The organism is Pseudomonas sp. FP1762, assembly GCF_030687105.1.
Taxonomy (GTDB): Bacteria; Pseudomonadota; Gammaproteobacteria; order Pseudomonadales; family Pseudomonadaceae; genus Aquipseudomonas; species Aquipseudomonas siliginis.
The window spans coordinates 4524285-4550192 of record NZ_CP117458.1 but is presented as its reverse complement, the minus strand read 5'-3'; the positions used below and the strand labels follow the sequence as shown (position 1 = coordinate 4550192).

Sequence of the window (25908 nt, the reverse complement as noted above, 5' to 3'; positions counted from 1 at the left end):
ACAAAACTGATTTAACGTGCTAAGCGTTATCGTGGTCGGCTATATATAACGGTGCGAAATTGGCCATTACCTGATAAACGTCATCTACCCTTAGGCTTTTAGTCGGCTGTTGTTACAAATAAACAACAACGGCTCTTTCAAGGAGATCTGCATGTCGCAACCGACGCAAAAGCTGCGCCTTGGTGCGTTGATCGCGCTGGTGGTGGGGTCGATGATCGGCGGGGGGATTTTCTCGTTGCCGCAAAACATGGCGGCGCGCGCCGATGCCGGGGCGATCCTGATCGGCTGGGGCATCACCGCAATCGGCATGCTGACGCTGGCCTTCGTCTTTCAGACCCTGGCCAATCGCAAACCGGAGCTGGACTCGGGCGTCTACGCCTACGCCAAGGCCGGGTTCGGCGATTACATGGGCTTTTCGTCGGCGTGGGGTTACTGGATCAGCGCCTGGCTGGGCAACGTCGGCTATTTTGTGTTGCTGTTCAGCACCCTCGGTTATTTCTTCCCGGTATTCGGCCAGGGCAACACGCCGATCGCCATCGGCTGCGCCTCGCTGCTGTTGTGGGCGGTGCATTTTCTGGTGATGCGCGGGATCAAGGAGGCGGCGCTGATCAACCAGCTGACCACCGTGGCCAAGGTCGTGCCGCTGATCATGTTCATCGTCATCGCTGCCGTGGCATTCAAGGCTGACATTTTCACCCGTGACATCTGGGGCCGCAGCAACCCGAACTTCGGCGGGGTGATGGATCAGGTGCGCAACATGATGCTGGTCACCGTGTTCGTGTTCATCGGCATCGAAGGCGCCAGCGTCTATTCGGCTCGCGCAGAAAAACGCAGCGACGTCGGCCGTGCCACGGTGATCGGTTTTATCGGCGTGCTGGCGCTGCTGGTGCTGGTCAACGTGCTGTCGCTGGGGATCATGAGTCAGCCGGAACTGGCCAATCTGCAAAACCCATCACTGGCAGCGGTGCTCGAACACATCGTCGGGCCGTGGGGTGCGTTGCTGATCAGCGTCGGGCTGGCGATTTCGCTGTTGGGCGCGTTGTTGTCATGGGCCTTGCTGTGCGCGGAAATCCTCTTCGCCACGGCCAAAGACAAAACCATGCCGGCGTTCCTGAAGAAGGAAAACAAGAACCACGTGCCGGTCAACGCGCTGTGGCTGACCAATGTGATGATCCAGATTTTCCTGCTGATCACATTGTTCTCGGCGGGCACTTACACCAGTCTGATTTACCTGGCCTCGTCGATGATTCTGGTGCCGTATTTGTGGTCGGCGGCCTACGCGGTGCTGCTCAGCGGGCGCGGCGAAACCTACGAACACGCCTCGGCGGAACGTACAAAGGATCTGCTGATCGGCGGCATCGCACTGGTTTACGCGGTGTGGCTGTTGTATGCCGGTGGGGTGAAGTATCTGCTGCTGTCGGCGCTGCTGTATGCGCCGGGGGTGATTCTGTTTGCCAAGGCCAAGCGTGAACAGGGGCAACCGGTTTTCACTACGGTGGAAAAGGGGATTTTTGCTTGCGTGGTGATCGGGGCGGGGCTGGCGGCGTATGGGTTGTATAGCGGGGTGTTGTCGTTGTGATCTGAAAAGCAGCCCCTCACCCTAGCCCTCTCCCAGAGGGAGAGGGGACCGACCGAGGTGTCTGGCGCTATACATCGACCTGAGCGATCGAGTCGATTATGGATTCGACGAAAATCTTGCACGTCGGCGTAACTCTCCAATATCCCCCAATCAGTCCCCTCTCCCTCTGGGAGAGGGGACCGACCGAGGTGTCTGGCGCTATACGTCGACCTGAGCGATCGAGTTGATTATGGATTCGACGAAAATCTTTCACGTCGGCGTAACTCTCCAATATCCCCCAATCAGTCCCCTCTCCCTCTGGGAGAGGGGACCGACCGAGGTGTCTGGCGCTATACATCGACCTGAGCGATCGAGTCGATTATGGATTCGACGAAAATCTTTCACGTCGGCGTAACTCTCCAATATCCCCCAATCAGTCCCCTCTCCCTCTGGGAGAGGGGACCGACCGAGGTGTCTGGCGCTATACATCGACCTGAGCGATCGAGTCGATTATGGATTCGACGAAAATCTTGCACGTCGGCGTAACTCTCCAATATCCCCCAATCAGTCCCCTCTCCCTCTGGGAGAGGGCTAGGGTGAGGGGCTTCTCATGGCCAACACGGAGGATGCGAGCCCAACTCCGTCGCCGGCCAATTCCACCGCATATCCGTCCCGCTGATCTGCAGCGGCACGCGCAACCTCCGCGCCGGCCCCCACGCGGTGTGTTCAATCGCCGGATCCTGATCCAGTGCGTCTTCAGCCCGCAGCGGGTCAAGCATCCCCGGCCCATGCTCAAGCAACAGCTTCGCCGTCCGTGCCAGCGACAACCGCGCCGAACCCCCGCGACCGCTGGCCAGTCGTTCAGTCAGCAATCTGATCGCACTCGCCGCCATCAGATACCCGGTCGCATGATCCAGTGCCTGCACCGGCAGTGGCGTCGGTTTATCGCTGTGCTTCCAGCGCTGTCCGGCCTCGGCGATGCCGCTGCTCATCTGCACCAGGCTGTCGAAGCCCCGGCGGTTCTGCCAGGGGCCGCTCCAGCCGTAGGCATTGAGGCAGACGTCGATCAGCCCCGGTGCCAGTTGCCTTCGGCGTTCAATACCAAACCCCAGATGCTCCAGCGCATCGGCGCGATAGCCGTGGAGCAAGATGTCGGCGTCTTGCAATAAACCTTCGAACACTGCGCGATCCGCTGGCACTTGCAGATCCAGCCGCGCACAGCGCTTGCCGACAGTCATTTCCGGAACGACGCCGGGTTCGTTCCAGCTCGGTGGATCGATGCGCAGCACGTTTGCGCCGAGCCCGGCGAGAAAGCGGCTGGCGCTGGGACCGGCGAGCACGCGGGTCAGGTCGAGCACCTTGATCCCGGCCAGAGGTCGTGCGAGCGAGCCTTGCCATGGGCTGCGGTTCTCGTCCGTCTGCTCGATGAATTGCACCAGCGCTTCGGCATTCACCGCCAGCCCCTGCGGATGCTGCTGCCAATGCGCCCAACTGCGCATCTCGGCGGCGCAGCCGTTGGCGTCGACCACTGCTTGTTCCAGATCCGCACTGTCCCATTGCGCGACTTTCGCCGCCATTGCGGCGCGGTCGGCGCAGGCACCGAGCACGCGTTCAGCGGCGGCGCGGTGATGCGGAGCGTTGGTGTGCAGACGGATCCAGCCGTCCCGGGTCGCATAGTCGCCGGCGATCGCGTCCCATAACGGCGGCACCTGCCAGCCGATCGGGCGAAGCGAGGTGGAGAACCAGAACGAGGCCAGGCGCCGGTCGACTGCAACCGCAGGCAAGTGCCCGGTTTGCTGGTGAAGCAATTCGCTGAGCGCTTGCCCGGCAACGGCGATGCTGGCGCAGGCCAGTTCAGTGACTGCGAACGCCGAGGGCAACGCGCCTTCACCGTTGAAGGGGATGGGCGTGCGAGGCAGGCCGAGTGCGGTTTGGATGGACGTGAGCAGATCAGTCATCGAAGGCCCTCCGGAACGAGAGGGCGATGATAGTGCAAAAGAATCGCGGTTTAGATGAAACCAGGATGTGAACCCGTTTCCCCAGTGGGAGCGAGCCTGCTCGCGAAGGCGTAGTGTCAGTCAACACGGATGTTGGATATGACGACCGCTTCGCGAGCAGGCTCGCTCCCACAGGGATTTATGCTGGGCCGTTACACGCGGAACTGATCCATCAATTTCATCTGCTGGCTCGCCAGGCTGTTGAGCTGGCTGCTGATCGCTGCCGATTCGGTGGCCTGCTCGGTCAGGGTTTCGGTCACGGTGCGAATCGCCGAGACGTTGCGGTTGACCTCTTCGGCCACGGCGCTTTGCTCTTCGGCGGCACTGGCGATCTGCAGGTTCATGTCGCTGATCACCGTCACCGCGTCGCTGATCTTGCCCAGCGCATCAACGGCCTGACGAATCTGCCCGGCGTTGTTGTGCGCCTGGGTCTGGCTCGAGTGCATGGTGGCGACCACGCCACGGGTACCGGTCTGGATGCGCTCAATGACGATGCGGATTTCTTCCACCGAATCCTGCGTGCGCTTGGCCAGGTTGCGCACCTCATCGGCGACCACGGCAAAACCGCGACCGCTTTCGCCGGCGCGGGCGGCTTCGATGGCGGCGTTGAGGGCCAGCAGGTTGGTCTGTTCGGCGATGCTGCGAATCACTTCCAGCACCGAGCCGATCTGCTCGCTGTTCACTGCCAGCGCTTCGACCTCGGTAACTGCTTTGCTCACCTCATCGGCCAGTTGATTGATGTCGCGGGTGCTGCGCTCGATGATCGCCATACCGTCCTTCGCCGACTGATCGGCACCCTTGGCGGCGTTGGCCGCGTTCGAGGCACTGTTGGCGACGTCGTGCGCGGTGGCGCTCATTTCGTTGGAGGCGGTGGCGACCTGATCGATTTCGCGGAACTGCACCTGCATGCCTTCGCTGGTCTGGCGGGCAATTTCCGACGACTGATCAGCCGTGCCACGGGCTTCGGTGATGCTCTGTTTGATCTGCGCGATGGTCGGCTGAAGCTTGTCGAGGAAGCGGTTGAACCAGTTCACCAGTTCGCCCAGTTCGTCTTTCTTGCTGTAGTTCAGGCGCTGAGTCAGATCGCCTTCGCCGCTGGCAATGTTCTTCAGCATGTCGGCGACGCTGTTGATCGGACGGGTGACGCCGGAGGCGGTGAGCCAGATCAGCAGGAGGCCGACCAGACCGGCCACGCCCGCCACCAGCAGGGCAGTGATGACGCCGGTTTGTTGCGCGTCATCCAGCACCGCTTGCAGTTTCACCGAGTCGGCCAGCAGCACGTGCTCGGGCAGGTCGATGACCACGCCCCAGGCCCGCGAATTGCCGATCGGGTCGACCGGGTAAACCGCGCGAATCAGTTCGCCCTGTTGGAGAATTTTTGCCGTGCCGCTGCCGACCAGTTGCAATACATCCTTGCCGTCAGCGCCGAGGGTGTCGCTGATTTTTTTGCCCACTCGCGTCGCGTCGGCACTGTCGGCCGCCAGTACGCCGCTGCCGGAGACGATCAGCATGTGCCCGGCGTTGTTGAACAGGCTGCGCTGCGAGTCGACGGCGGCGGCTTGCAGGGCGTCGAGCGCAATGTCGACACCAACCACGCCGATCGCTTTGCCATCCACCAGCAGCGGCACGGAAATGGTCGTCATGAGCATTTCCTTGCCACCGACCGTGTCGGCATACGGGTCAAGCAGGCAGGTGCGTTTGTTGTCGCGAGGGCAGGTGTACCAACTGTTGTACGGCGTGCCGCTGACGCTGAGGGTGGTCTTGGTCAAGTCGTCCTCGACCATGATCGTATTCAGCGCGGCGCCGGCGGCACGGCTCCAGTACGAGGCGAAGCGCCCGGCTTCGTTGGACTGCCGCGCGGCATCGTTGGCGAATTCGCTGTCCTTGCCGTCGAGGCCGTTGGGTTCGAAGGCCAGCCAGATACCGAGGACTTTATCGTTGCGCTCGAAAGCGGTTTTCAGGCTCTGGTTCAACTCTTCACGAACAGCGCCGGCTTCGAGCGAACGCTTGGCCGCCATCGTCCGCAGATCCTTGATCTGGTCGGCGAGGGCGGTGACCACGAGCAGGCTTTCACCAAAGGTTTTCTGCACCCGCACCGCTTGCTCGGCGGCCTTGGCCTGCAGCAGGTTCTGCACGCTGGCGGTCAGTAACTGGTTGCTGGATTGACTGACCAGCGCGTCGTTCTGGTTGGTCTGGTAGATGTTCATGCTGACGATCAGCACCACCACTCCGAGCAGGCACAGGCCGGAGAGCAGGACGATTTTCAGGCGAATGGAAAGAGAGTCGAACATGGGGCGATCTCGCGAATGGAATAAACAGGTGGCTGGGCCTGAAGCCCGGTTTGCCAAATCCATTCAGCGCCATTCAATCCTAATCGGCGTCGCGCGAAACGGCATGAGGCGCTCGCCGACGGACGGTCGCCGCTAAACGTTTGCGCAGGGGAAAGTGCTGAAAAGGCTTTAATTGCAGGGATGTTTCACTACCGCGACGGGCGTCTCCGGGCGCGACCAGATCCACAGGTTGCCCATGGCCATGCCGGCAATCGCCAGATAGATCGGCCAGCCGTGATCAAGCAGTACCAGCATCAAAGTGGCGCACAGCAGCATGCTGACGGTGGCGCTGATCTTGGCCTTGCGCGCGATCACCCTGCCGTTGCGCCAGTTACTGAGGATCGGCCCGAACAGGCGGTGATTTTCCAGCCAGGCACTCAGGCGCGGCGAACTGCGGGTCGCGGCCCACGCGGCAAGGAGGATGAACTCGGTGGTCGGCAGACCGGGCACGACGATGGCGACAAGGCCAATGCCGAGGCTGACATAGGCCAGCAGGCCGAACAGCAGACGGGCGAGTTTTGATGGGGCGGGTGCGGGCATGGGCTCAGCGGCGGCTTCTGAAGCGGAACGGAGATCTTACAGATTTGTGGTGAGCTCTGTGGGAGCGAGCCTGCTCGCGAAAGCGGTTGATCAGGCACATTGATGTTGAATGTGCTGCCGTCTTCGCGAGCAGGCTCGCTCCCACAAGTGATAAGAGTTGCTTCAGGCCACTTCGGCTTCTATGGCATAAGCCCGTTCCAGCAGCACGGTAAAGCGGTTGAATGCATCCAGCGCACCTTGCTCCACTTCAGCCTCTTCCTCAGCGGTGAACGGCAACGCATCGAGGGTGCGTACGAAGCTTTTCCAGCCCTCGGCGCGGCCACCTTGCGGTTCAGCCAGATGCCGGGCACCAAAGGTTTCGCTCAGATCGAGCGCCACCGCGCGCTTGATCAGGAACGCCGCGCCGAGCTTGGAACCCTCCGACACGAAGATCCAGCCTAGCGCCCGTGCCTTGCTCGGGTTTTTCAGCGCGCCGGCCACCGGGGCCGGGACTTCGGTGTCGAGGTCGGCAAGGTCAGCCTTGGCCGCTTCGGCGCGGCAACGGGCCGGCAGATCGGGGACGATTGAAGTCAGTTCGGCATCGTTGTACAGCTCCACCAGTTCCGCCTGGAACAGGTATTGCGCGACGACGAAACGGGCGAAGCTGGCGCGGGTTTCGAATGGTGCGTGGGCTTTGACCAGGGCATCGAGTTTGCTGTGCGGCTCATGGGTGATCTGGTTCAGGCGTTGCGAACGCAGGGTTTTTTCCGGGGTAGTCATGGGGTGTCCTTGATAGATGAGGCGCTTGATAACAAGACGTACGGGCGGGCGCCGGACAGTAAAAAAACCTCACTGCGCGGCGAGAACTCGCGCAGTGAGGCCGGGCGGATCAGATGTCCCAGATCAGGTTGATCGCGAAGTTGCGCCCCGGTTGGGTCAGCCGATCGAGGTTGGCCGGTTGCGTCACCGACGCTTCGCCGACGCTGTCGTAACCGCGCACGTCATCCCATAGCCAGTATTTCTTGTCGGTCAGGTTGTAGACGCCGCCGCTGACGGTGACGTCGTCGCTGACTTTGTAATAGCCGGCCAGATCGAGAATGCCGAAGCCCGGGGTCTTGAACTGACTGCTGACGCCGTCCGGCGACTTGAAGTTGCTGTCGTCGACGCGGTCCTTTTTCTTCACCACGGTCCAGCTCAGCAAACCGCCATAGTTGTCCTGGTCGTAACCGAGACCGAACACGCCGGTGAGCGGATTGACGCTGTTGATCGGCTCGCCGCTGTCGTTGTTGCGACCGTAGGCGTAGGCGATCGAGCCTTGGGTATACAGGCCTTGCGGCGCGCCGAACGCATCCAGGTTCAAGCGACCTTTGACTTCCGCACCCTTGATGGTGGCGCGCTTGATGTTGTTGCTCTGGAAGGTCAACTGATCGTCGCCCGGCTTGACCGCGTCCTCGTTGATGAAGTCGCGGTACTTGTTATAGAACACCGCGACGTCGAACGAACCCTGCTCGAAATTCCCGCGCAGGCCGGTTTCGAAGCCTTTGCTCTTTTCCGGCTCGAGGTCGGAGTTGGGCGCTACGGTGTAGCCGGTCGTGTTGTTCTCGAAACGCCCGTACAGCGATTTTGCCGTGGGCGTGCGGAAGCCTTCGGCGTACTGGCCGTACCAGGTGTAGTTGTCCGTCAGTGCATAGGTCAGGCCGAATTTTGGCGACACCTTGTGCCAGGTCTTGTTCTTGTCGCTGACCGTGCCCTGGCCGTCGGCGTTCACGGTGTTGAGAAACTCTTCAGTGACGTGCGGCTTGAGCTGGGTGTAGTCGTAGCGCAGGCCCGGGAGGAAGGTCCAGTCGTTCCAGCTGATCTGATCCTGAGCAAACAGGCTGTAGGTGTTGATGGTCGGATCGGGGAAATCAGAGGCCTTGGCCAGTACGTCCGCCGGACTCGTCGCGCCAATCGCCGTGCAGCCGCGACCGACGGCTACACAGGTGCCGTCGCCGCTGCGCGAGCCGGTGACTTTCTGCTGTTTGATCGTGGTGCCGTAAGTCAGCAGGTGATCGGTGTCACCGATGGCGAAAGCCTTGTCCAGTTGCGCGTCGAACACCCACTGTTTTTCTTCGTAGAGCGTGTCGCGGGTACGCAGCACTTTACGAGTGATCGGGTAGTACAACTCTTCGGTGCTCTGGTCGGTCTTGGCGATCTGGTGATTGAGGCTCCACTTGACGTTATCGACCAGCAGGCTGTCGAGGGCGAACGCGTGTTCGATGCCGAAACGCTCGCGGGTGATGGTGTCGTTGCCGGTGCGCCACTGGTACATGCCGCCGGGCAGGACGCTGCTCGGAATGGTCGGCGCGCCATTGAAATACGGGCCGCCGTAGGCACTTTTCTGGTCGGTGTCGCGATCGTCCTTGTACTTTTCGTAGGTCAGGCCCAGACGCGAATCGTCGTTGTAATTCCAGCCGAGCTTGGCCAGAACGTTGGTTGCGCGCACGTCTTCCGGGTTGGCGGCGGTGCGCGCAAGGCCGGTGCCGTTATTGCCGCCGAAGGACTCGGTTTCGTGTCCGTCGCGCTGGCTGTAATGCAGCAAGCCGTCGAACTCACCGCTGCGGCCAGCGACGGTGGCGGATTTCAGCCAGCTGTCGTCGGCGGAGCTGTAACCGCTTTTCAGACGCGCGCCGACGTCCTTGCCCGGTTTGATGATGTCGTCGGCGTCCAGCGTGTAATAGCTGACCGCGCCGCCGATTGCGTTGCTGCCGTACAGCACCGAGGCCGGGCCACGGAGGATTTCCACGCGTTTGACGATTTCCGGGTCGACGTAGTTGCGCTGGCTCTTGGCATACGGGCCGTTGAAGAAGCCGTTGGGGATCTCCACGCCATCGACTTGAGTCAGGATGCGGTCGCCGTCGATACCGCGAATGTTGTAGCCGCTGATGCCGCCACGCTGACCGGCACCGCCAACGGAAACGCCCGGCTCGTAGCGCACCAGATCCTTGATGGTGTTGACGTTGTTGCGGTCAAGCTCTTGGCGATCCTGCACGCTGACCGTCGAGGGCACGCTGTTGACCGACTGTTCCTGGCGAGTGGCGCTGATGGTCACCTGATCAAGATTGAGCGTGCCGCTGCTGTTGCGTTTTTCCAGCACGACATTGTTGTAGCTCAGCTTGCGAAAGCTCAGGTTGGTCCCCACTAACAGGCGCTCGAGGGCTTTCTCCGGCGGCAGCGAACCGCGCACGCCCTGCGACGAAACGTTCTGCCCCAACTCTGCCGGCAAGCCGACCTGCCAACCGGTCACGGCGGTGAAGGCATTCAGTGCCGAAACCAGCGGTTGCTGGCCGATGGCGAAGGCGTAATCGCCCATGTTGCGTGTCGGTTGCTCGGCGGCGGCGGCGAGCAGCGGTGCGGTGCCAGCCATGAGGATGGCCGCAGTCAGCAGCGACAGTACGCGGGAAGGGGAGGAAGTCTGGCGGGTAAGGCGTGAGGACATCGATAGCGCTCCGTGTCGCACGAATCTTTATAGGTGCTGATCGGCATGGTTAGATGCGAATCAATTGCATTGGCTATAACGAGACGTACTGTCGCTGGCTATCGAGTAAAAATAATTCTCATTCAGTTAAGGATCACCAGCGCCGGGAATTCCTGCAGGCGCGCCGAGGTGATGTGGGCGAGGGAGCGGACCACGTCGAGCGGCTGGTCGAGACGGTAATTGCCGGTGACGGCGACGTCGGCCAGTTGCTCGTTGTTGTTGATGATCCAGCCCGGGTAGTAGCGGCGCAGCTCGGCCAGCACCTGATTCAGCGGGCAGTTCTCGAACACCAGGCGGCCTTCAACCCAGGCCAGATCGGCATTGGCGTCGAGCTTGGCCGGGCGATCAAAACCGTTGGGGCCGATGCGAATGCTCTCCCCGGCGCGCAGGCGCACCCTGGCATCGTTGTGGGTGGCGCGCAGATCGACATCGCCACGCTGCACATTCACTTGCGCGACCCCGTCGAGGTAGCGCACGGCGAATGCGGTGTCGTGGACGCTGGCCGTTACCGGACCTGCGTCGATCTCCAGCGGCTGATTGCGCCCGCTGGCGATCTCGAAAAACGCCTCGCCCTGAAACAGCCGGGCCACGCGTTGCTGATCGTTGATGGTGCTGGAAAACGCCGAATTGGTATTGAGCAGAACCTTCGAGCCGTCCTCCAGTTGCAGACGCTGACGCTCGCCGACCACGGTCAGGTGATCCGCTTGAATGCGCATCGGCAAGTTACTGAAACTGAACAGCCCAAGGATCAGCACCGCAGCGGTGGCCAGCGGTTTCCAGTGCGGGCGCAAGCGTTTGAGGAAGGTGATTTTTACCGGTTTTGTCGCCAGAGCCTCGGCGCACAGTGCGACTTGCGGGCCGTCCCAGATGGCCTGGGCCTTGGCGAATGCCTCGGCATTTAACGGATCAGCCGCCAGCCAGGCATGAAATTGCCGGGTCTGTTCCTCATCCGGGCTGCCGAGCACGATGAGCCAGTCCAGCGCCTGGTCCATTGCAGCTGCAGCGTCCCGCGCCGAATCGGGCGAAGGCGAGCGGTGGGTGTCCGTCACGGTGGTTCCTCAGGGCTTCTGGCGAAGCAGTTTCTAGCTTCAAGCTGCAAGCTGCAAGCCGGATGCGTTACCGCTTTTTGTTTTTACCTGTAGCTTGCAGCTCAAAGCTTGCCGCTGCCGTTATGTCGTTCGGCGACGCCAATGCAGATCGACATGATCAGTTTCAGTTTTTTCTGCACGGTGCTCAGCGACACGTTCAGTTCATTGGCGATTTCCTGATAACTGTGCCCGTGCAGGCGGCTGAGGATGAAGATCTGTTGCTGGCGCGGGCTGAGTTGGCTGAGGCTCACGTTCAAACGCTCCAGCAGTTGTTCGGCGTGGGCAGCGTCTTCGGCGCTGCTGGCCGGCGCGGCGATGCTCTGCACGACATCTTGCGGCACGTCGTCGACCATGGTCCGCGCATGAATCTTGCGCGCACGCAAATGGTCCAGCGCCAGATTGCGCGCGGTCTGGAAGACAAAGGGTTCAAGGTGATCGATGGCCCGTTCGCTCAACGCCCGGGTCACGCGCAGGTAGGTCTCCTGCAACAGGTCTTCAGCGGTGCTGTGATTGTTGACCATCCGTTCCAGCGTGCGCAGCAGGGAAGTGCGCTGGGCGAGGAAGACGTGGTTGAAGCGCGATTGACTCACGGGAGGACCTGATCCATTTCGAGCGAATGATAATGCTTATCATCCAGCTGAATGGTCAAGCGCTGATTTCAAATTGAAATCGGATCTCCTGTGGGAGCGAGCCTGCTCGCGAAGGCGTTGTGTCAGTCAGCTCCATATTGACTGACATATAGCTTTCGCGAGCAGGCTCGCTCCCACAGGGATTGGGGACCGGCCGGGATTATTCGGCGTTACACAACGCCAGGCAGTTATCCAGCATGCGGTTGGAGAAGCCCCATTCGTTGTCGTACCAGGCCAGCACTTTCAGCAACTTGCCGCTGACCTTGGTGTGGTTGGCGTCGAAGATCGACGACAGCGGGTTGTGGTTGAAGTCGCTGGAAACCAGCGGCAAGGTGTTGTAACCGAGAATCTTCGAGTGCTGGCTGGCCGCTTTCAGCAGGGCGTTGACTTCGTCGGCACTGGCTTCTTTCTTCAGTTGCACGGTGAGGTCGACCAGCGACACATTGATCACCGGTACGCGCACAGCCATGCCGGTCAATTTGCCCGCCAGTTCCGGCAGCACCAGGCCTACCGCTTCGGCTGCGCCGGTCTTGCTCGGGATCATGTTCTGCGTGGCGGAACGGGCGCGGTACGGGTCGCTGTGATAGACGTCGGTGAGGTTCTGGTCGTTGGTGTAGGCGTGGATGGTGGTCATCAGGCCGCTTTCGATCCCCAGCTCGCGATGCAGCACCTGCGCCACTGGCGCCAGGCAGTTGGTGGTGCACGAAGCGTTGGAAATGATCTGGTGCGACTGACGCAGAATGTCGTGGTTGACGCCATAAACGACGGTGGCGTCGGCGCCTTTGGCCGGGGCAGAAATGATCACCTTGCGGGCGCCGGCGCTGATATGCGCGGCGGCTTTGGCACGGTCGGTGAACAGACCGGTGCATTCGAACACTACGTCGATTTTTTCTGCGGCCCACGGCAGGTCGGCCGGGTTGCGAATGGCGCTGACCGCGATGCGGTCGCCATTGACCGTCAGGCTCTCGTTATCGTGCGCCACTTCGGCGTCGAAAGTGCCGTGAACGGTGTCGTATTTGAGCAGATGGGCATTGATCGAACTGTCACCCAGATCGTTGATCGCGACGATCTGCAGGTCTTGACGATAGCCTTGGGTATACAGTGCGCGCAGGACATTACGGCCGATGCGGCCAAAACCATTGATTGCGATTCGAAGAGTCATGGAACAGCGCCGCCGTCGTTTTGTTGTTGGAATTACAAGATTATTCGCATAAAAATAGAAAACAAGCCTTTTTAGTGGCAATATTTTGTTTTATCTACAACGAGTGACCTGAATCAACTGGTCCGAATGGTCAAAAAAGCCGTCTGTCATTCCAACAACAACGGCGTTTGATCAGCATAGACAATCAGGTCGCCACATCCGTTAGCCTGGAGTTCTACACATGCATCCCCGCGTTCTTGAGGTCACCGAACGGCTTATCGCCCGCAGCCGCGCCACGCGTCAGGCTTACCTTGCATTGATTCGCGGCGCCGCCACCGACGGCCCGATGCGCGGCAAGCTGCAATGCGCCAACTTCGCCCACGGCGTGGCCGGTTGCGGCACTGAAGACAAGCACAGCCTGCGGATGATGAACTCGGCGAACATCGCCATTGTGTCTTCGTATAACGACATGCTTTCGGCGCACCAGCCGTACGAAGTTTTCCCCCAACAAATCAAGAACTCCCTGCGCGAGATCGGCTCGGTCGGCCAGTTCGCCGGCGGCACTCCGGCGATGTGCGATGGCGTGACCCAGGGTGAGCCGGGCATGGAACTGAGCCTGCCGAGCCGCGAAGTGATCGCCATGTCCACGGCGGTGGCGCTGTCGCACAACATGTTCGATGGCGCGCTGATGCTCGGCATCTGCGACAAGATCGTTCCGGGCCTGATGATGGGTTCGCTGCGTTTCGGTCATCTGCCGACCATTTTCGTACCGGGCGGGCCGATGGTGTCGGGGATTTCCAACAAGGAAAAAGCCGACGTCCGCCAGAAGTACGCCGAAGGCAAGGCGACCCGCGAAGAGCTGCTGGAATCGGAGATGAAGTCCTACCACAGCCCGGGCACCTGCACCTTCTACGGCACCGCCAACACCAACCAGTTGCTGATGGAAGTCATGGGCCTGCACTTGCCGGGCGCGTCTTTCGTCAACCCGAACACGCCGCTGCGCGACGCGCTCACCCGCGAAGCCGCGCATCAGGTCACGCGCCTGACCAAGCAGAACGGCAACTTCATGCCGATCGGCGAAATCGTCGACGAGAAGGCGCTGGTCAACTCCATCGTTGCCTTGCACGCCACCGGCGGCTCGACCAACCACACCTTGCACATGCCGGCCATCGCCATGGCCGCTGGCATTCAGCTGACCTGGCAGGACATGGCCGACCTCTCCGAAGTCGTCCCGACCCTGAGCCACGTCTACCCGAACGGCAAAGCCGACATCAACCACTTCCAGGCAGCGGGCGGCATGTCGTTCCTGATCCGCGAACTGCTCGGCGCAGGCCTGCTGCATGAGGACGTCAACACCGTGCTCGGCCATGGCCTGAGCCAGTACACCAAAGAGCCGTTCCTCGATAACGGTGAGTTGGTCTGGCGTGAAGGCCCGACCGACAGCCTCGACGAAAACATTCTGCGTCCGGTGTCCCGTGCGTTCTCGCAAGAAGGCGGACTGCGGGTGATGGAAGGCAACCTCGGTCGCGGCGTGATGAAGGTTTCCGCCGTTGCGCTGGAGAACCAGATCGTCGAAGCACCGGCGATGGTCTTCCAGGATCAACAAGACCTGGCGGACGCATTCAAGGCCGGTCTGCTGGAGAAGGATTTTGTCGCCGTGATGCGCTTTCAAGGGCCGCGCTCCAACGGCATGCCGGAGCTGCACAAGATGACGCCATTCCTCGGCGTACTGCAGGATCGCGGCTTCAAAGTGGCATTGGTGACTGACGGGCGCATGTCCGGCGCGTCTGGGAAAATCCCGGCGGCGATTCACGTCAGCCCGGAAGCTTATGTCGGTGGCGCTTTGGCGCGCGTGCAAGAGGGCGATATCATCCGCGTCGATGGCGTCAAAGGCACCTTGGAACTGAAGGTCGACGCCGCCGAATTTGCAGCGCGCGAACCTGCCAAAGGCCTGTTGGGCAACAACATCGGCAGCGGCCGCGAGCTGTTTGGCTTCATGCGCATGGCCTTCAGCTCGGCGGAGCAGGGCGCCAGCGCCTTCACTTCTGCCCTGGAGACGCTTAATTGAAACTGGCTTTGGTCGGTGACATCGGAGGCACCAACGCGCGGTTCGCGTTGTGGCAAAACCAGCAACTGCAATCGGTTCAGGTGCTGGCCACGGCCGACTTCGCCAGCCCGGAAGAGGCAATCGCCTTGTACCTGAGCGGGCTCGGTCTGGCGCCGGGCTCGATCGGCTCGGTGTGCCTGTCGGTGGCAGGTCCGGTGAGCGGCGATGAGTTCAAGTTCACCAACAATCACTGGCGGCTCAGCCGCAGCGCGTTTTGCAAGACCTTGCAGGTCGAGCAGTTGTTGCTGACCAACGACTTCTCGGCGATGGCGCTGGGCATGACCCGCTTGCAGCCGGGCGAATTCCGTGTGGTTTGCGAAGGCACGCCGGAGCCGTTGCGCCCGGCGGTGGTGATCGGCCCCGGCACTGGCCTGGGCGTCGGCACCTTGCTCGATCTCGGCGAAGGGCGCTTCGCGGCGTTGCCGGGCGAGGGCGGCCACGTCGACCTGCCGCTGAGCAGTCCACGCGAAACGCAACTGTGGCAACACATCTACAACGAGATCGGCCATGTCAGCGCGGAAACCGCGTTGAGCGGCGGCGGCCTGCCTCGGCTGTACCGGGCGATCTGCGCGGTGGATGGTCATGAGCCTACGCTTGAAACGCCGGAAGCGATCACCGCCGCCGGCCTTGCCGGTGACCCGATCGCTTTGGAAGTGCTCGAGCAGTTCTGCTGCTGGCTCGGCCGCGTCGCCGGCAACAACGTGCTTACCACTGGCGCGCGCGGCGGGGTGTTTATCGTTGGCGGGGTGATTCCCCGCTTCGCCGATTTCTTCCTCGCCAGCGGCTTCGCCCGCTGCTTCGCCGACAAAGGCTGCATGAGCGACTACTTCAAAGGCATCCCGGTGTGGCTGGTGACGGCGCCGTACTCCGGCCTGGTCGGCGCCGGCGTGGCGCTGGACCAATCAATCCCGACCTGAAATGCAATCCAATTGTGGGAGCGAGCCTGCTCGCGAAAGCGGTGTGTCAGTCAACAGATCTGTTGAATGTTAAAACCGATTCGCGAGCAGGCTCGCTCCCACAAGGGTTTCTGTAGTGTCTGTTAGTTTGATGCTTAAGGCATAATCCGCCCAACTCCAACAACAAGGATGCCTTCGAAGTGAGCTCAGTCAACAAGTCGATATTGTTGGTCGATGACGACCAGGAAATACGCGAGTTGCTGGAAACCTACCTGACCCGCGCCGGGTTCCAGGTGCGGGCCACCGCCGATGGTGCCGGTTTTCGTCAGGCGCTCAACGAGGCGCCGAGCGATCTGGTGATCCTCGATGTCATGCTGCCCGACGAAGACGGCTTCAGCCTGTGCCGTTGGGTACGCCAGCACCCGCGTCAGGCACAGGTGCCAATCATCATGCTGACTGCCAGTTCCGACGAAGCCGACCGCGTGATCGGTCTGGAACTCGGCGCCGACGACTACCTTGGCAAACCGTTCAGCCCGCGCGAACTGCAAGCGCGGATCAAGGCCCTGCTGCGCCGCGCACAGTTCGCCCACGAACGCAGCGGCAGCGAAGTGCTGGCCTTCGACGACTGGCGCCTGGACACGGTCAGCCATCGGCTGTTCCACACTGACGGCGAGGAAGTGATCCTTTCCGGCGCCGATTTCGCTCTGCTGAAACTGTTCCTCGATCATCCGCAGCAAATCCTCGACCGCGACACCATCGGCAACGCCACCCGTGGCCGCGATCTGATGCCGCTCGATCGCATCGTCGACATGGCCGTCAGCCGTTTGCGTCAACGCTTGCGCGACACCGAAAAACCGCCACGGTTGATCCGCACCGTGCGCGGCAGCGGCTATCAGTTGGCAGCCAATGTGGTTGCCGGCAATGCTCACTGAGTCGCTGCGCAAATTCGCCAGTCGCATACCGGTGCCGCGCTCACTGCTCGGGCGGATGCTGCTGCTGACTCTGCTGGCGGTGCTGTTCGCGCAGACGCTGTCGAGCGTGATCTGGGTCTCGCAGTTGCGCGCTACCCAGCTCGAAGGCCTCGTCACCAGTGCCCGCAGCCTGGCGCATTCGATGACCGCCAGCGTCAGCTATTTCCGTTCCTTGCCAGTGGCCTATCGGCCGCTGGTGCTCGATCAATTGCGCAGCATGGGCGGCACCCGGTTTGTCGTGACGCTGAACGACAAGCCGCTGGGCATGGACGTGCTGCCGGTGACGCCGCGCAAGGCTGCGGTGATGCAAGCGGTGGACGAAGTGCTGCGCCAGTCTCTGGGCCATGACACGGATATTTCGGTGACCTTCGTCAGCCCCGAAGACCTGCGCATTTTCAACGCAGGGCTGAAACTTGATGAATTGCCGCGCTCCTGGGCGCACTACGCGTTGACGCTTGAACCGGTGAATCCGCCGGTGCTGGTCACGCAGATTCAAATGGCCCCGGGCGAGTGGCTGTACATCGCCTCGTTGCTGCCGGAGCCGTACACCAGTCTCGAAGAGCAAGGCCTGCCGGCGCAGCAGGTATGGTTTATCGTCCTCACCAGCGGCTTTCTGTTGTTGTTCATCGGCCTGCTGGTGCACTGGCAGAGCCGGCCGCTCAAGCGTCTGGCGCGGGCGGCGCGGGATCTGTCGCTGGGCGCCGACGTCGAGCCGGTGGCGGAGGGCGGTGGCAGTGAAGTGGTCGAAGTTGGCCGCGCGTTCAACACCATGCGCGAACGCATCAGCCGTTACCTGACCGAACGCAGCCAGTTGTTCAGCGCGATTTCCCACGACCTGCGCACGCCGATCACCCGCCTGCGTTTGCGCGTCGAGCTGCTCGAGGACGAACAGCTGCAAGCCAAGTTCGGCCGCGATCTGGATGAGCTGGAGCTGCTGGTCAAAGGCGCGTTGCAATGCGTGAAAGACACCGACATCCACGAGAACATCGAGCCGGTGGATCTCAATCATGTCCTCGATTGCCTGGTCGAGCCGTATCTGGCGCCGAACGGCAATGGCCGCGTCACTCAGCATGGCCGCGCGCTGTCGGCCTATCCGGGCAAACCGCTGGCGCTCAAGCGCTGCATCGGCAACCTGATCGACAACGCCTTGAAGTACGGGCAGAACGCGCACCTGCACATCGATGACGATGACAGCGCGTTCGTTTTGCACGTCGACGACGAAGGGCCGGGTGTGCCGCAGCAGCGGCTGGAGCAAGTGTTCGAACCGCACTTCCGTTTGGCGGGACAGCAGCAGGGCTACGGATTGGGACTGGGCATTGCGCGCAACATCGCCCATAGCCATGGCGGCGAGGTGACGTTGCAGAACCTGCGTGAGGGTGGGTTGCGGGTGACGTTGCAGTTGCCTCGGTCTGTGGATTAGCCCCGAAAAGCCCCTCACCCTAGCCCTCTCCCAGAGGGAGAGGGGACCGATTGGGGGATGCTGCTGAGGTGCGCTGACCTGTAAATGCGGTGGTGAATCCATAATCGCCAATATTTTTCAGGTCGACGGAGGACGCAAGACACCTCGGTCGGCCCCCTCTCCCTCCGGGAGAGGGTTGGGGTGAGGGTGCTTTTGCTCTTCTCTTTTGTCACAAGCCAGTGACAATCCCCGTCCCCTTCGTTACAAGCCCGCCCCGGCCCGTTGTTTAGACTGCCCGCAGTCCTAACAACAAAAAAGGGTCACGCCATGGACACCTTTCACCCAGACTTCAGCAGTTGGCTGAACGCCCCTGCCCACCAGCAATGGCTAGCCGCCGAAGGCCTGCGTCTGCTGGATTTTGCCAAGGCATCACGACTGCCCGAAGGCTTCGGCAACCTCGACGAACGCGGCCGTTTGCCTGCGCACGCACAAGCCGAGACCATGAACACCGCGCGCATGACCCACAGCTTCGCCATGGCGCACATTCAGGGCCTGCCGGGGTTTGCCGAGCTGGTCGACCACGGTATCGCCGCGTTGCGCGGGCCACTGCGTGATGCGTTGCACGGCGGCTGGTTTGCGGTGGCCGAACACCGCGACGACAACACCGGCAAGAACGCCTATCTGCATGCCTTTGTCGCACTCGCCGCCAGCTCCGCCGCGGTCGCGCAACGGCCCGGCGCCCAGGCTTTGCTCGATGACGCAATCGACATCATCGACACTTATTTCTGGAGCGAAGAAGAGGGCGCCATGCGCGAATTCTTCAACCGCGACTGGAGCGAAGAAGAAGCCTATCGCGGCGCCAACAGCAACATGCACGCGACCGAAGCATTCCTCGCGCTGGCCGATGTCACCGAAGATCCGCGCTGGCTGGTGCGCGCCCAGCGCATCGTCGAACGAGTGATCCATGGCCACGCTGCAGCCAACGATTACATGGTCATCGAACACTTCGACCGCGACTGGCAACCGCTGCGCGAATACAACCGCGACAATCCGGCTGACGGTTTCCGTCCTTACGGCACCACGCCGGGCCACGGTTTCGAATGGGCGCGCTTGCTCCTGCACCTTGAAGCCGCGCGGGTGCAGGCCGGCATGCTGACGCCGGGCTGGCTGGCCGTCGATGCGCAAAAACTCTTCGAAAACAATTGCCGCCACGGCTGGAATGTCGATGGCGCGCCGGGCATCGTCTACACCCTCGACTGGCACAACAAAGCCGTGGTCCGCCATCGTCTGCACTGGACGCATGCCGAAGCCAGCGCCGCCGCCAGTGCCTTGCTCAAACGCACCGGCGACGGGCAATACGAAACCTGGTACCGGCTGTTCTGGGAGTTCTGCGAGACGAATTTCATCGACCGCTGCAACGGCAGCTGGTACCACGAACTCAATCCGCAGAATGTGCCGAGTGCCGATATCTGGCCGGGCAAGCCCGATCTGTATCACGCCTGGCAGGCTGTGTTGATTCCGCGATTGCCGCTGGCGCCGAGCATTGCCACGGCTTTGGCGCAGTTGTCCTGGCCTGTGCCTGTGTAACCATGTCGTGACATTTACGCGTCCCTTCGTTACCTGCGAAGCGAAACGCTCTGTTTAAACTCCGTGCAGCGCAAGCACCAGACTTGCAATGCATAACAACAAGAAAGGTACATCTCGAATGAATGCGATTTCTCGCCTCGCTACTGTCATTTCTGTCGCCTCCCTGTTCCCGCTCGCAATCCTGCCGCTCAGTGTCTCCGCCGCCGATTCCAAAGGTTCGGTCGAAGTCGTGCACTGGTGGACTTCCGGTGGCGAAAAAGCCGCTGTCGATGTGCTCAAGGCCCAAGTCGAAAAAGACGGTTTCACCTGGAAGGACGGCGCTGTTGCCGGTGGTGGCGGTGCGACTGCCATGACCGTGCTGAAAAGCCGTGCCGTTGCCGGCAACCCGCCAGGCGTAGCGCAGATCAAAGGCCCGGACATCCAGGAATGGGCGTCGACCGGCCTGCTCGACACCGACGTTTTGAAAGACGTCGCCAAGTCGGAAAAGTGGGACAGCCTGCTCGACAAGAAAGTCTCCGATACCGTGAAGTACGACGGTGATTACGTGGCCGTGCCGGTGAACATTCACCGCGTGAACTGGCTGTGGATCAACCCGGAAGTCTTCAAGAAAGCCGGCATCACCAAGAATCCAACCACCCTCGAAGAGTTCTATGCAGCCGGCGACAAGCTGAAAGCGGCGGGCTTCATTCCGCTCGCTCACGGCGGTCAGCCTTGGCAGGACAGCACCGTGTTCGAAGCCGTGGTGCTCTCGGTCATGGGCGTGGATGGCTACAAGAAAGCCCTGGTCGATCTCGACAACAAAGCGCTGACCGGCCCGGAAATGGTCAAGGCGCTCACTGAGCTGAAGAAAGTCGCGACCTACATGGACGCGGACGGCAAAGGCCAGGACTGGAACCTCGAAGCGGCCAAGGTCATCAACGGCAAGGCCGGCATGCAGATCATGGGTGACTGGGCCAAGTCCGAATGGACCGCCGCCAAGAAAGTCGCCGGCAAGGACTACGAGTGCGTAGCGTTCCCGGGCACCGACAAGGCGTTCACCTACAACATCGACTCGCTGGCCGTGTTCAAGCAGAAGGACGCAGGCACTGCGGCCGGTCAGCAGGACATCGCCAAAGTCGTGCTGGGTGAGAACTTCCAGAAAGTCTTCAGCATCAACAAAGGCTCGATCCCGGTGCGCAACGACATGTTGAACAACATGGACAAGCTCGGCTTCGATTCCTGCGCGCAGACCGCTGCCAAGGACTTCCTCGCGGACGCCAAGTCCGGCGGCCTGCAACCAAGCATGGCGCACAACATGGCGACCACGCTGGCGGTGCAGGGCGCGTTCTTTGACGTAGTCACCAACTACATCAACGACCCGAAAGCCGACCCGGCCGATGCGGCGAAGAAACTCGGCGCGGCAGTTCAGTCGGCCAAGTAATGCTTGGCCCCTGTAGGAGTGAGCCTTTGTGGTGAGGGGATTCATCCCCGATGGGTTGCGAAGCGACCCCGGAAAGTTGCAGCGGTGCAGTGTCTGAAATACCGCATGTAATGATTTCGCGACTGCTGCGCAGTCGATCGGGGATAAATCCCCTCGCCACAGGGCTCACTCCTGCAAGGGAATGCTTTCGTAAACCCTTATTGTGGATTTCCCCATGAGTTCTGTTGCTGTGTTCAGCAAGGCCTCGCCGTTCGATGCATTGCAGCGCTGGCTACCGAAACTGGTGCTGGCGCCGAGCATGTTCATCGTGCTGGTGGGCTTCTATGGCTACATCCTGTGGACGTTCATTCTGTCGTTCACCACCTCGACTTTCCTGCCCAACTACAAGTGGGCCGGTCTGGCGCAATACGCGCGGTTGTTCGACAACGATCGCTGGTGGGTGGCGAGCAAGAACCTCGCCGTGTTCGGCGGCATGTTCATCGGCATTACCCTGGTGATCGGCGTGTTGCTGGCGGTGTTCCTCGACCAGCGCATCCGTCGCGAAGGCTTTATCCGCACCATTTACCTGTACCCGATGGCGCTCTCGATGATCGTCACCGGTACCGCATGGAAATGGCTGCTCAACCCGGGCATGGGCCTGGACAAATTGTTGCGTGACTGGGGCTGGGAAGGCTTCCGTCTGGACTGGCTGATCGACCCCGATCGCGTGGTCTACTGCCTGGTGATCGCCGCTGTGTGGCAAGCCTCGGGCTTCATCATGGCGATGTTCCTCGCCGGCCTGCGTGGCGTTGATCAATCGATTATCCGTGCCGCGCAGATCGACGGCGCGAGCATGCCGCGCATCTACTGGAAAGTCGTGCTGCCAAGCCTGCGTCCGGTGTTCTTCAGTGCGGTGATGATCCTCGCGCACATCGCGATCAAGAGCTTCGACCTGGTTGCGGCAATGACCGCCGGTGGTCCGGGTTATTCCTCCGACCTGCCAGCGATGTTCATGTATTCCTTCACCTTCAGTCGCGGCCAGATGGGCATGGGCTCGGCCAGTGCGATTCTGATGCTCGGTGCGATCCTCGCGATCATCGTGCCTTACCTGTATTCCGAGCTGAGGACCAAGCGTCATGACTAGTCTCGCTGCCAAACCTGCGATCAGCTTCAGTCGCATCGCGATCTATGCGGTGCTGATCCTCGCGGTGTTTCTGTATCTGGTGCCGCTGGTGGTGATGTTGCTGACCAGCTTCAAGACCCCGGAAGACATCAGCACCGGCAACCTGCTGAGCTGGCCGACCGTGGTCAGCGGCATCGGCTGGGTCAAGGCCTGGGCCACGGTTGACGGCTACTTCTGGAACTCGATCAAGATCACCGTACCGGCCGTAATCATCTCTACCGCCATCGGTGCGTTGAACGGTTACGTGCTGTCGATGTGGCGCTTCCGTGGTTCGCAGTTGTTCTTCGGTCTGCTGCTGTTCGGCTGCTTCCTGCCGTTCCAGACCGTGCTGCTGCCGGCCTCGTTCACCCTCGGCAAGATGGGCCTGGCGAGCACCACCACCGGCCTGGTCTTCGTGCACGTGGTCTACGGTCTGGCGTTCACCACGCTGTTCTTCCGCAACTACTACGTGAGCATTCCCGATGCGCTGGTCAAGGCTGCGCGTCTGGATGGGGCGGGTTTCTTCACGATTTTCCGCCGCATCATTCTGCCGATGTCGACGCCGATCATCATGGTCTGCCTGATATGGCAGTTCACCCAGATCTGGAACGACTTCCTGTTCGGTGTGGTGTTCTCCAGCGGTGATTCGCAACCGATCACCGTGGCGCTCAATAACCTGGTCAACACCAGCACCGGCGCCAAGGAATACAACGTGGATATGGCAGCGGCGATGATCGCCGGCCTGCCGACCCTGCTGGTCTATGTGGTCGCAGGCAAGTATTTCGTGCGCGGGCTGACGGCCGGCGCGGTCAAGGGGTAATCATGGCTACGCTTGAACTTCGCAACGTAAACAAGACCTACGGGGCCGGCCTGCCGGACACCCTGAAGAACATCGAACTGTCGATCAAGGACGGTGAATTCCTGATCCTCGTCGGCCCGTCGGGCTGCGGCAAATCGACCTTGATGAACTGCATCGCCGGTCTGGAAACCATCACCGGCGGCGCGATCATGATCGGTGATCAGGACGTCAGCGGCATGAGCCCCAAGGATCGCGACATCGCCATGGTGTTTCAGTCCTACGCGCTGTACCCGACCATGAGCGTGCGCGAGAACATCGAGTTCGGCCTGAAGATCCGCAAGATGCCGCAGGCAGCGATCGACGAAGAAGTCGCCCGTGTCGCCAAGCTGTTGCAGATCGAACACCTGCTCAATCGCAAGCCGGGCCAGCTCTCCGGTGGTCAGCAACAGCGCGTGGCGATGGGCCGTGCCCTGGCGCGGCGGCCGAAGATCTACCTGTTCGACGAACCGCTGTCGAACCTCGACGCCAAGCTGCGCGTCGAGATGCGTACCGAAATGAAACTGATGCACCAGCGTCTGAAAACCACCACGGTCTACGTGACCCACGACCAGATCGAAGCGATGACCCTGGGCGACAAGGTGGCGGTGATGAAGGACGGCATCATTCAGCAGTTCGGCACGCCGAAAGACATCTACAACGACCCGGCCAACCTGTTCGTCGCAAGCTTCATCGGTTCGCCGCCGATGAACTTCATCCCCCTGCGTTTGCAGCGCAAGGACGGTCGCCTGCTGGCGCTGCTCGACAGCGGTCAGGCCCGTTGCGAATTGCCGATGAGCATGCAGGACGCCGGCCTCGAAGACCGCGAAGTGATCCTCGGCCTGCGCCCGGAGCAGATTGTTCTGGCGAATGGCGAGGGCAATGGTCTGCCGAGCATCCGTGCCGAAGTGCAGGTCACTGAACCGACCGGTCCGGACACGTTGGTGTTCGTCAATCTGAATGACACCAAGGTCTGCTGCCGACTGGCGCCGGACGTGGCACCGCAGGTGGGCGAAAGCCTGACGCTGCAGTTCGATCCATCGAAAGTGTTGTTGTTCGACGCCAATACCGGCGAGCGTCTGGGCGTTGCGGGCCAGGTGCAGACAGAGACCCGGTCGGCGAATGTGGCGCAGTTCAAAGGCCGCTGAAGTACAAAATGTGGGAGCGAGCCTGCTCGCGAAAGCGGTCTGACATCCAGCATTGATGTCGCCTGATACACCGCATTCGCGAGCAGGCTCGCTCCCACAGGGGGCAAGCAGTGCCCGGCCTGTCGAGCACTGCACTTTATGTAAACCGCGTTAGATAAAAACAGTTAATAACAATAAAGACGAGGATGTAGGGATGAAAAAGAAACACGTCAATGCCCGGTTGATCTGCCAGGTTTCTGCGGCAGCTGCACTGGTGCTGGCCGGTAATGCGATGGCGGCGGATGCGTTCAGCTCCGACTCCAAGTGGATGACCGGCGACTGGGGCGGCGAGCGCACCAAGCTGATCGAGCAGGGTATCGACATCAAGGCCGACTACGTTGGCGAGATGGGCGCCAACCTGAACGGCGGTTACAACGACGACAAGACTGCGCGTTACGCCGACCAGTTCGGTCTGGGCGTGGCCCTCGACCTGCAGAAGCTGTGGGGCTGGGACAACACCCAGGCGAAGATCCAGCTGACCAATCGTAACGGCTACAACATCTCCAACGACCGCGTTGGCGATCCGCGTGCCGGCACCCTCAGCTCCTCGCAGGAAGTCTACGGCCGTGGCCACATGGTGCGTCTGACCCAACTGTGGATTCAGCACCAGTTCTTCGACAACAAGCTCGACGTCAAGGCCGGTTACTTCGGCGAAGGCGAAGACTTCAACACCTTCCCGTGCGACTTCCAGAACCTGGCGTTCTGCGGTTCGCAAGTGGGTAACTGGGCGACCAACATCTGGTACAACTGGCCCGTCAGCCAGGCCGCGATCCGTGTGAAGTACAACATCAACGACGAGCTCTACGCGCAGATCGGTGCGTACAACCAGAACCCGTCGCAACTGGAACACGGCAACGGCTTCAAGCTCAGCGGCAGCGGCACCAAAGGTACCGTGCTGCCGGTTGAGTTGGTCTGGTCGCCGAAGGTCAACAGCCTGCCGGGCGAATACCGCGTCGGTTACTACAAGAGCACGGCCGATGCCGACGACGTTCGCGAAGACGTCAACGGTCTCGATGCGGCAACCACCGGTGATGACTACAAGTCGCACAACAGCAAAAGCGGTTACTGGTTCGTTGCGCAACAGCAACTCACCAGCCACAACGGTGATGCGACTCGCGGTCTGAACATCGCTGCCAACGCGACTTTCCACGACAAGGACACCAACTTCATCGACAACTACCAGTCGGTGATGTTTGTCTACAAAGGCCCGTTCGATGCGCGTCCGAAAGATGACATCGGTATCGGCGCGGCGCGTATCCACGTCAACAAGGATGTCAAGCGCAACGCTGAACTGCTGAACGCTGCCAACGGTGTGTCCGACTACGACAACGCCGCGTTCTCGCCGATTCGTGAGACCGAGTACAACTACGAGCTCAACTACGGCATCCATGTCACCAACTGGCTGACCGTGCGTCCCAACCTGCAATACATCACCCATCCGGGCGGTGTGGATGAAGTCGATAACGCTTTGGTCGCTGGCCTGAAAATTCAGTCAACGTTCTGACGCGTCTGCGATAAGCTCCTCTCTATGTGCGCATTTTGCGGACAGCCCAGGCTGTCCGCTTTTTTTTGTGACACAGGTCAGA

19 protein-coding genes and 1 pseudogene are annotated in these 25908 nt (G+C 61.0%); 11 read left to right on the top strand and 9 right to left on the bottom strand.

What is annotated here, in order from left to right:
* Window positions 1-151: 151 nt before the first annotated feature.
* Window positions 152-1579, top strand: a complete 1428-nt coding sequence (arcD, locus tag PSH90_RS20240; protein ID WP_150637483.1) for an arginine-ornithine antiporter — start codon at window positions 152-154, stop codon at window positions 1577-1579.
* A gap of 587 nt (window positions 1580-2166) precedes the next feature.
* On the opposite strand, the gene PSH90_RS20235 is transcribed toward arcD, so the two are convergent.
* The 9 genes and pseudogenes from PSH90_RS20235 to gap all read right to left on the bottom strand — a co-directional run bounded on the left by PSH90_RS20235 (window position 2167) and on the right by gap (window position 12800).
* Entirely contained in the window at window positions 2167-3516 is a 1350-nt protein-coding gene (locus PSH90_RS20235) for a CoA transferase (RefSeq protein ID WP_305381397.1), read from the bottom strand.
* A 191-nt stretch (window positions 3517-3707) separates the two neighbouring features.
* Complete coding sequence (locus PSH90_RS27610) at window positions 3708-4412, bottom strand: methyl-accepting chemotaxis protein (protein WP_370593510.1); 705 nt, start codon at window positions 4410-4412, stop codon at window positions 3708-3710.
* A 201-nt stretch (window positions 4413-4613) separates the two neighbouring features.
* Window positions 4614-4670: pseudogene (locus tag PSH90_RS27605) on the bottom strand (hypothetical protein); the annotation flags it as partial.
* 1344 nt (window positions 4671-6014) lie between these two features.
* Window positions 6015-6425: a YbaN family protein gene (locus tag PSH90_RS20225; protein ID WP_305381395.1), complete on the bottom strand. Its 411-nt coding sequence runs from the start codon at window positions 6423-6425 to the stop codon at window positions 6015-6017.
* A gap of 162 nt (window positions 6426-6587) precedes the next feature.
* The gene (locus PSH90_RS20220; protein ID WP_305381394.1) at window positions 6588-7184 is read right to left on the bottom strand and encodes a biliverdin-producing heme oxygenase; all 597 of its coding nucleotides are present in this window, start codon (window positions 7182-7184) and stop codon (window positions 6588-6590) included.
* A gap of 109 nt (window positions 7185-7293) precedes the next feature.
* Window positions 7294-9882, bottom strand: a complete 2589-nt coding sequence (locus tag PSH90_RS20215) for a TonB-dependent receptor (protein ID WP_305381393.1) — start codon at window positions 9880-9882, stop codon at window positions 7294-7296.
* Window positions 9883-10004: 122 nt separating this feature from the next.
* On the bottom strand, window positions 10005-10970 hold the full coding sequence (locus PSH90_RS20210) for a FecR domain-containing protein (RefSeq protein ID WP_150637495.1): 966 nt from the start codon (window positions 10968-10970) through the stop codon (window positions 10005-10007).
* A 101-nt stretch (window positions 10971-11071) separates the two neighbouring features.
* Window positions 11072-11599 carry an RNA polymerase sigma factor gene (locus PSH90_RS20205; protein ID WP_305381391.1) on the bottom strand — a complete coding sequence of 176 codons (528 nt, stop codon included), beginning with the start codon at window positions 11597-11599 and terminating at the stop codon, window positions 11072-11074.
* A gap of 199 nt (window positions 11600-11798) precedes the next feature.
* Window positions 11799-12800: a type I glyceraldehyde-3-phosphate dehydrogenase gene (gap, locus tag PSH90_RS20200; protein WP_016773526.1), complete on the bottom strand. Its 1002-nt coding sequence runs from the start codon at window positions 12798-12800 to the stop codon at window positions 11799-11801.
* Window positions 12801-13020: 220 nt separating this feature from the next.
* Here gap and edd point away from each other — a divergent pair, with 220 nt between their 5' ends.
* From edd to PSH90_RS20150, 10 genes are all read left to right on the top strand, one after another.
* Window positions 13021-14847 carry a phosphogluconate dehydratase gene (edd, locus tag PSH90_RS20195; protein WP_305381390.1) on the top strand — a complete coding sequence of 609 codons (1827 nt, stop codon included), beginning with the start codon at window positions 13021-13023 and terminating at the stop codon, window positions 14845-14847.
* A complete protein-coding gene (locus PSH90_RS20190) occupies window positions 14844-15803 on the top strand; it encodes a glucokinase (RefSeq protein ID WP_056787957.1) in 960 nt (319 codons plus the stop codon). The genes edd and PSH90_RS20190 overlap by 4 nt, the downstream gene beginning before the upstream one ends.
* Before the next feature lie 179 nt (window positions 15804-15982).
* Window positions 15983-16714: a response regulator gene (locus tag PSH90_RS20185; RefSeq protein ID WP_039758123.1), complete on the top strand. Its 732-nt coding sequence runs from the start codon at window positions 15983-15985 to the stop codon at window positions 16712-16714.
* Complete coding sequence (locus PSH90_RS20180) at window positions 16704-18173, top strand: ATP-binding protein (RefSeq protein WP_056787959.1); 1470 nt, start codon at window positions 16704-16706, stop codon at window positions 18171-18173. The genes PSH90_RS20185 and PSH90_RS20180 overlap by 11 nt, the downstream gene beginning before the upstream one ends.
* Window positions 18174-18479: 306 nt before the next feature.
* Window positions 18480-19739, top strand: a complete 1260-nt coding sequence (locus tag PSH90_RS20175; protein ID WP_305381389.1) for an AGE family epimerase/isomerase — start codon at window positions 18480-18482, stop codon at window positions 19737-19739.
* A 118-nt stretch (window positions 19740-19857) separates the two neighbouring features.
* Entirely contained in the window at window positions 19858-21159 is a 1302-nt protein-coding gene (locus tag PSH90_RS20170) for an ABC transporter substrate-binding protein (protein ID WP_024014061.1), read from the top strand.
* A gap of 214 nt (window positions 21160-21373) precedes the next feature.
* Window positions 21374-22282: a carbohydrate ABC transporter permease gene (locus PSH90_RS20165; RefSeq protein WP_016773533.1), complete on the top strand. Its 909-nt coding sequence runs from the start codon at window positions 21374-21376 to the stop codon at window positions 22280-22282.
* The gene (locus tag PSH90_RS20160) at window positions 22275-23120 is read left to right on the top strand and encodes a carbohydrate ABC transporter permease (protein ID WP_016773534.1); all 846 of its coding nucleotides are present in this window, start codon (window positions 22275-22277) and stop codon (window positions 23118-23120) included. Before PSH90_RS20165 ends, PSH90_RS20160 begins: the two co-directional genes overlap by 8 nt.
* 2 nt (window positions 23121-23122) lie before the next feature.
* On the top strand, window positions 23123-24283 hold the full coding sequence (locus PSH90_RS20155) for an ABC transporter ATP-binding protein (RefSeq protein ID WP_041479770.1): 1161 nt from the start codon (window positions 23123-23125) through the stop codon (window positions 24281-24283).
* Window positions 24284-24476: 193 nt separating this feature from the next.
* Complete coding sequence (locus PSH90_RS20150; RefSeq protein WP_016773536.1) at window positions 24477-25826, top strand: carbohydrate porin; 1350 nt, start codon at window positions 24477-24479, stop codon at window positions 25824-25826.
* Window positions 25827-25908 lie beyond the last annotated feature (82 nt).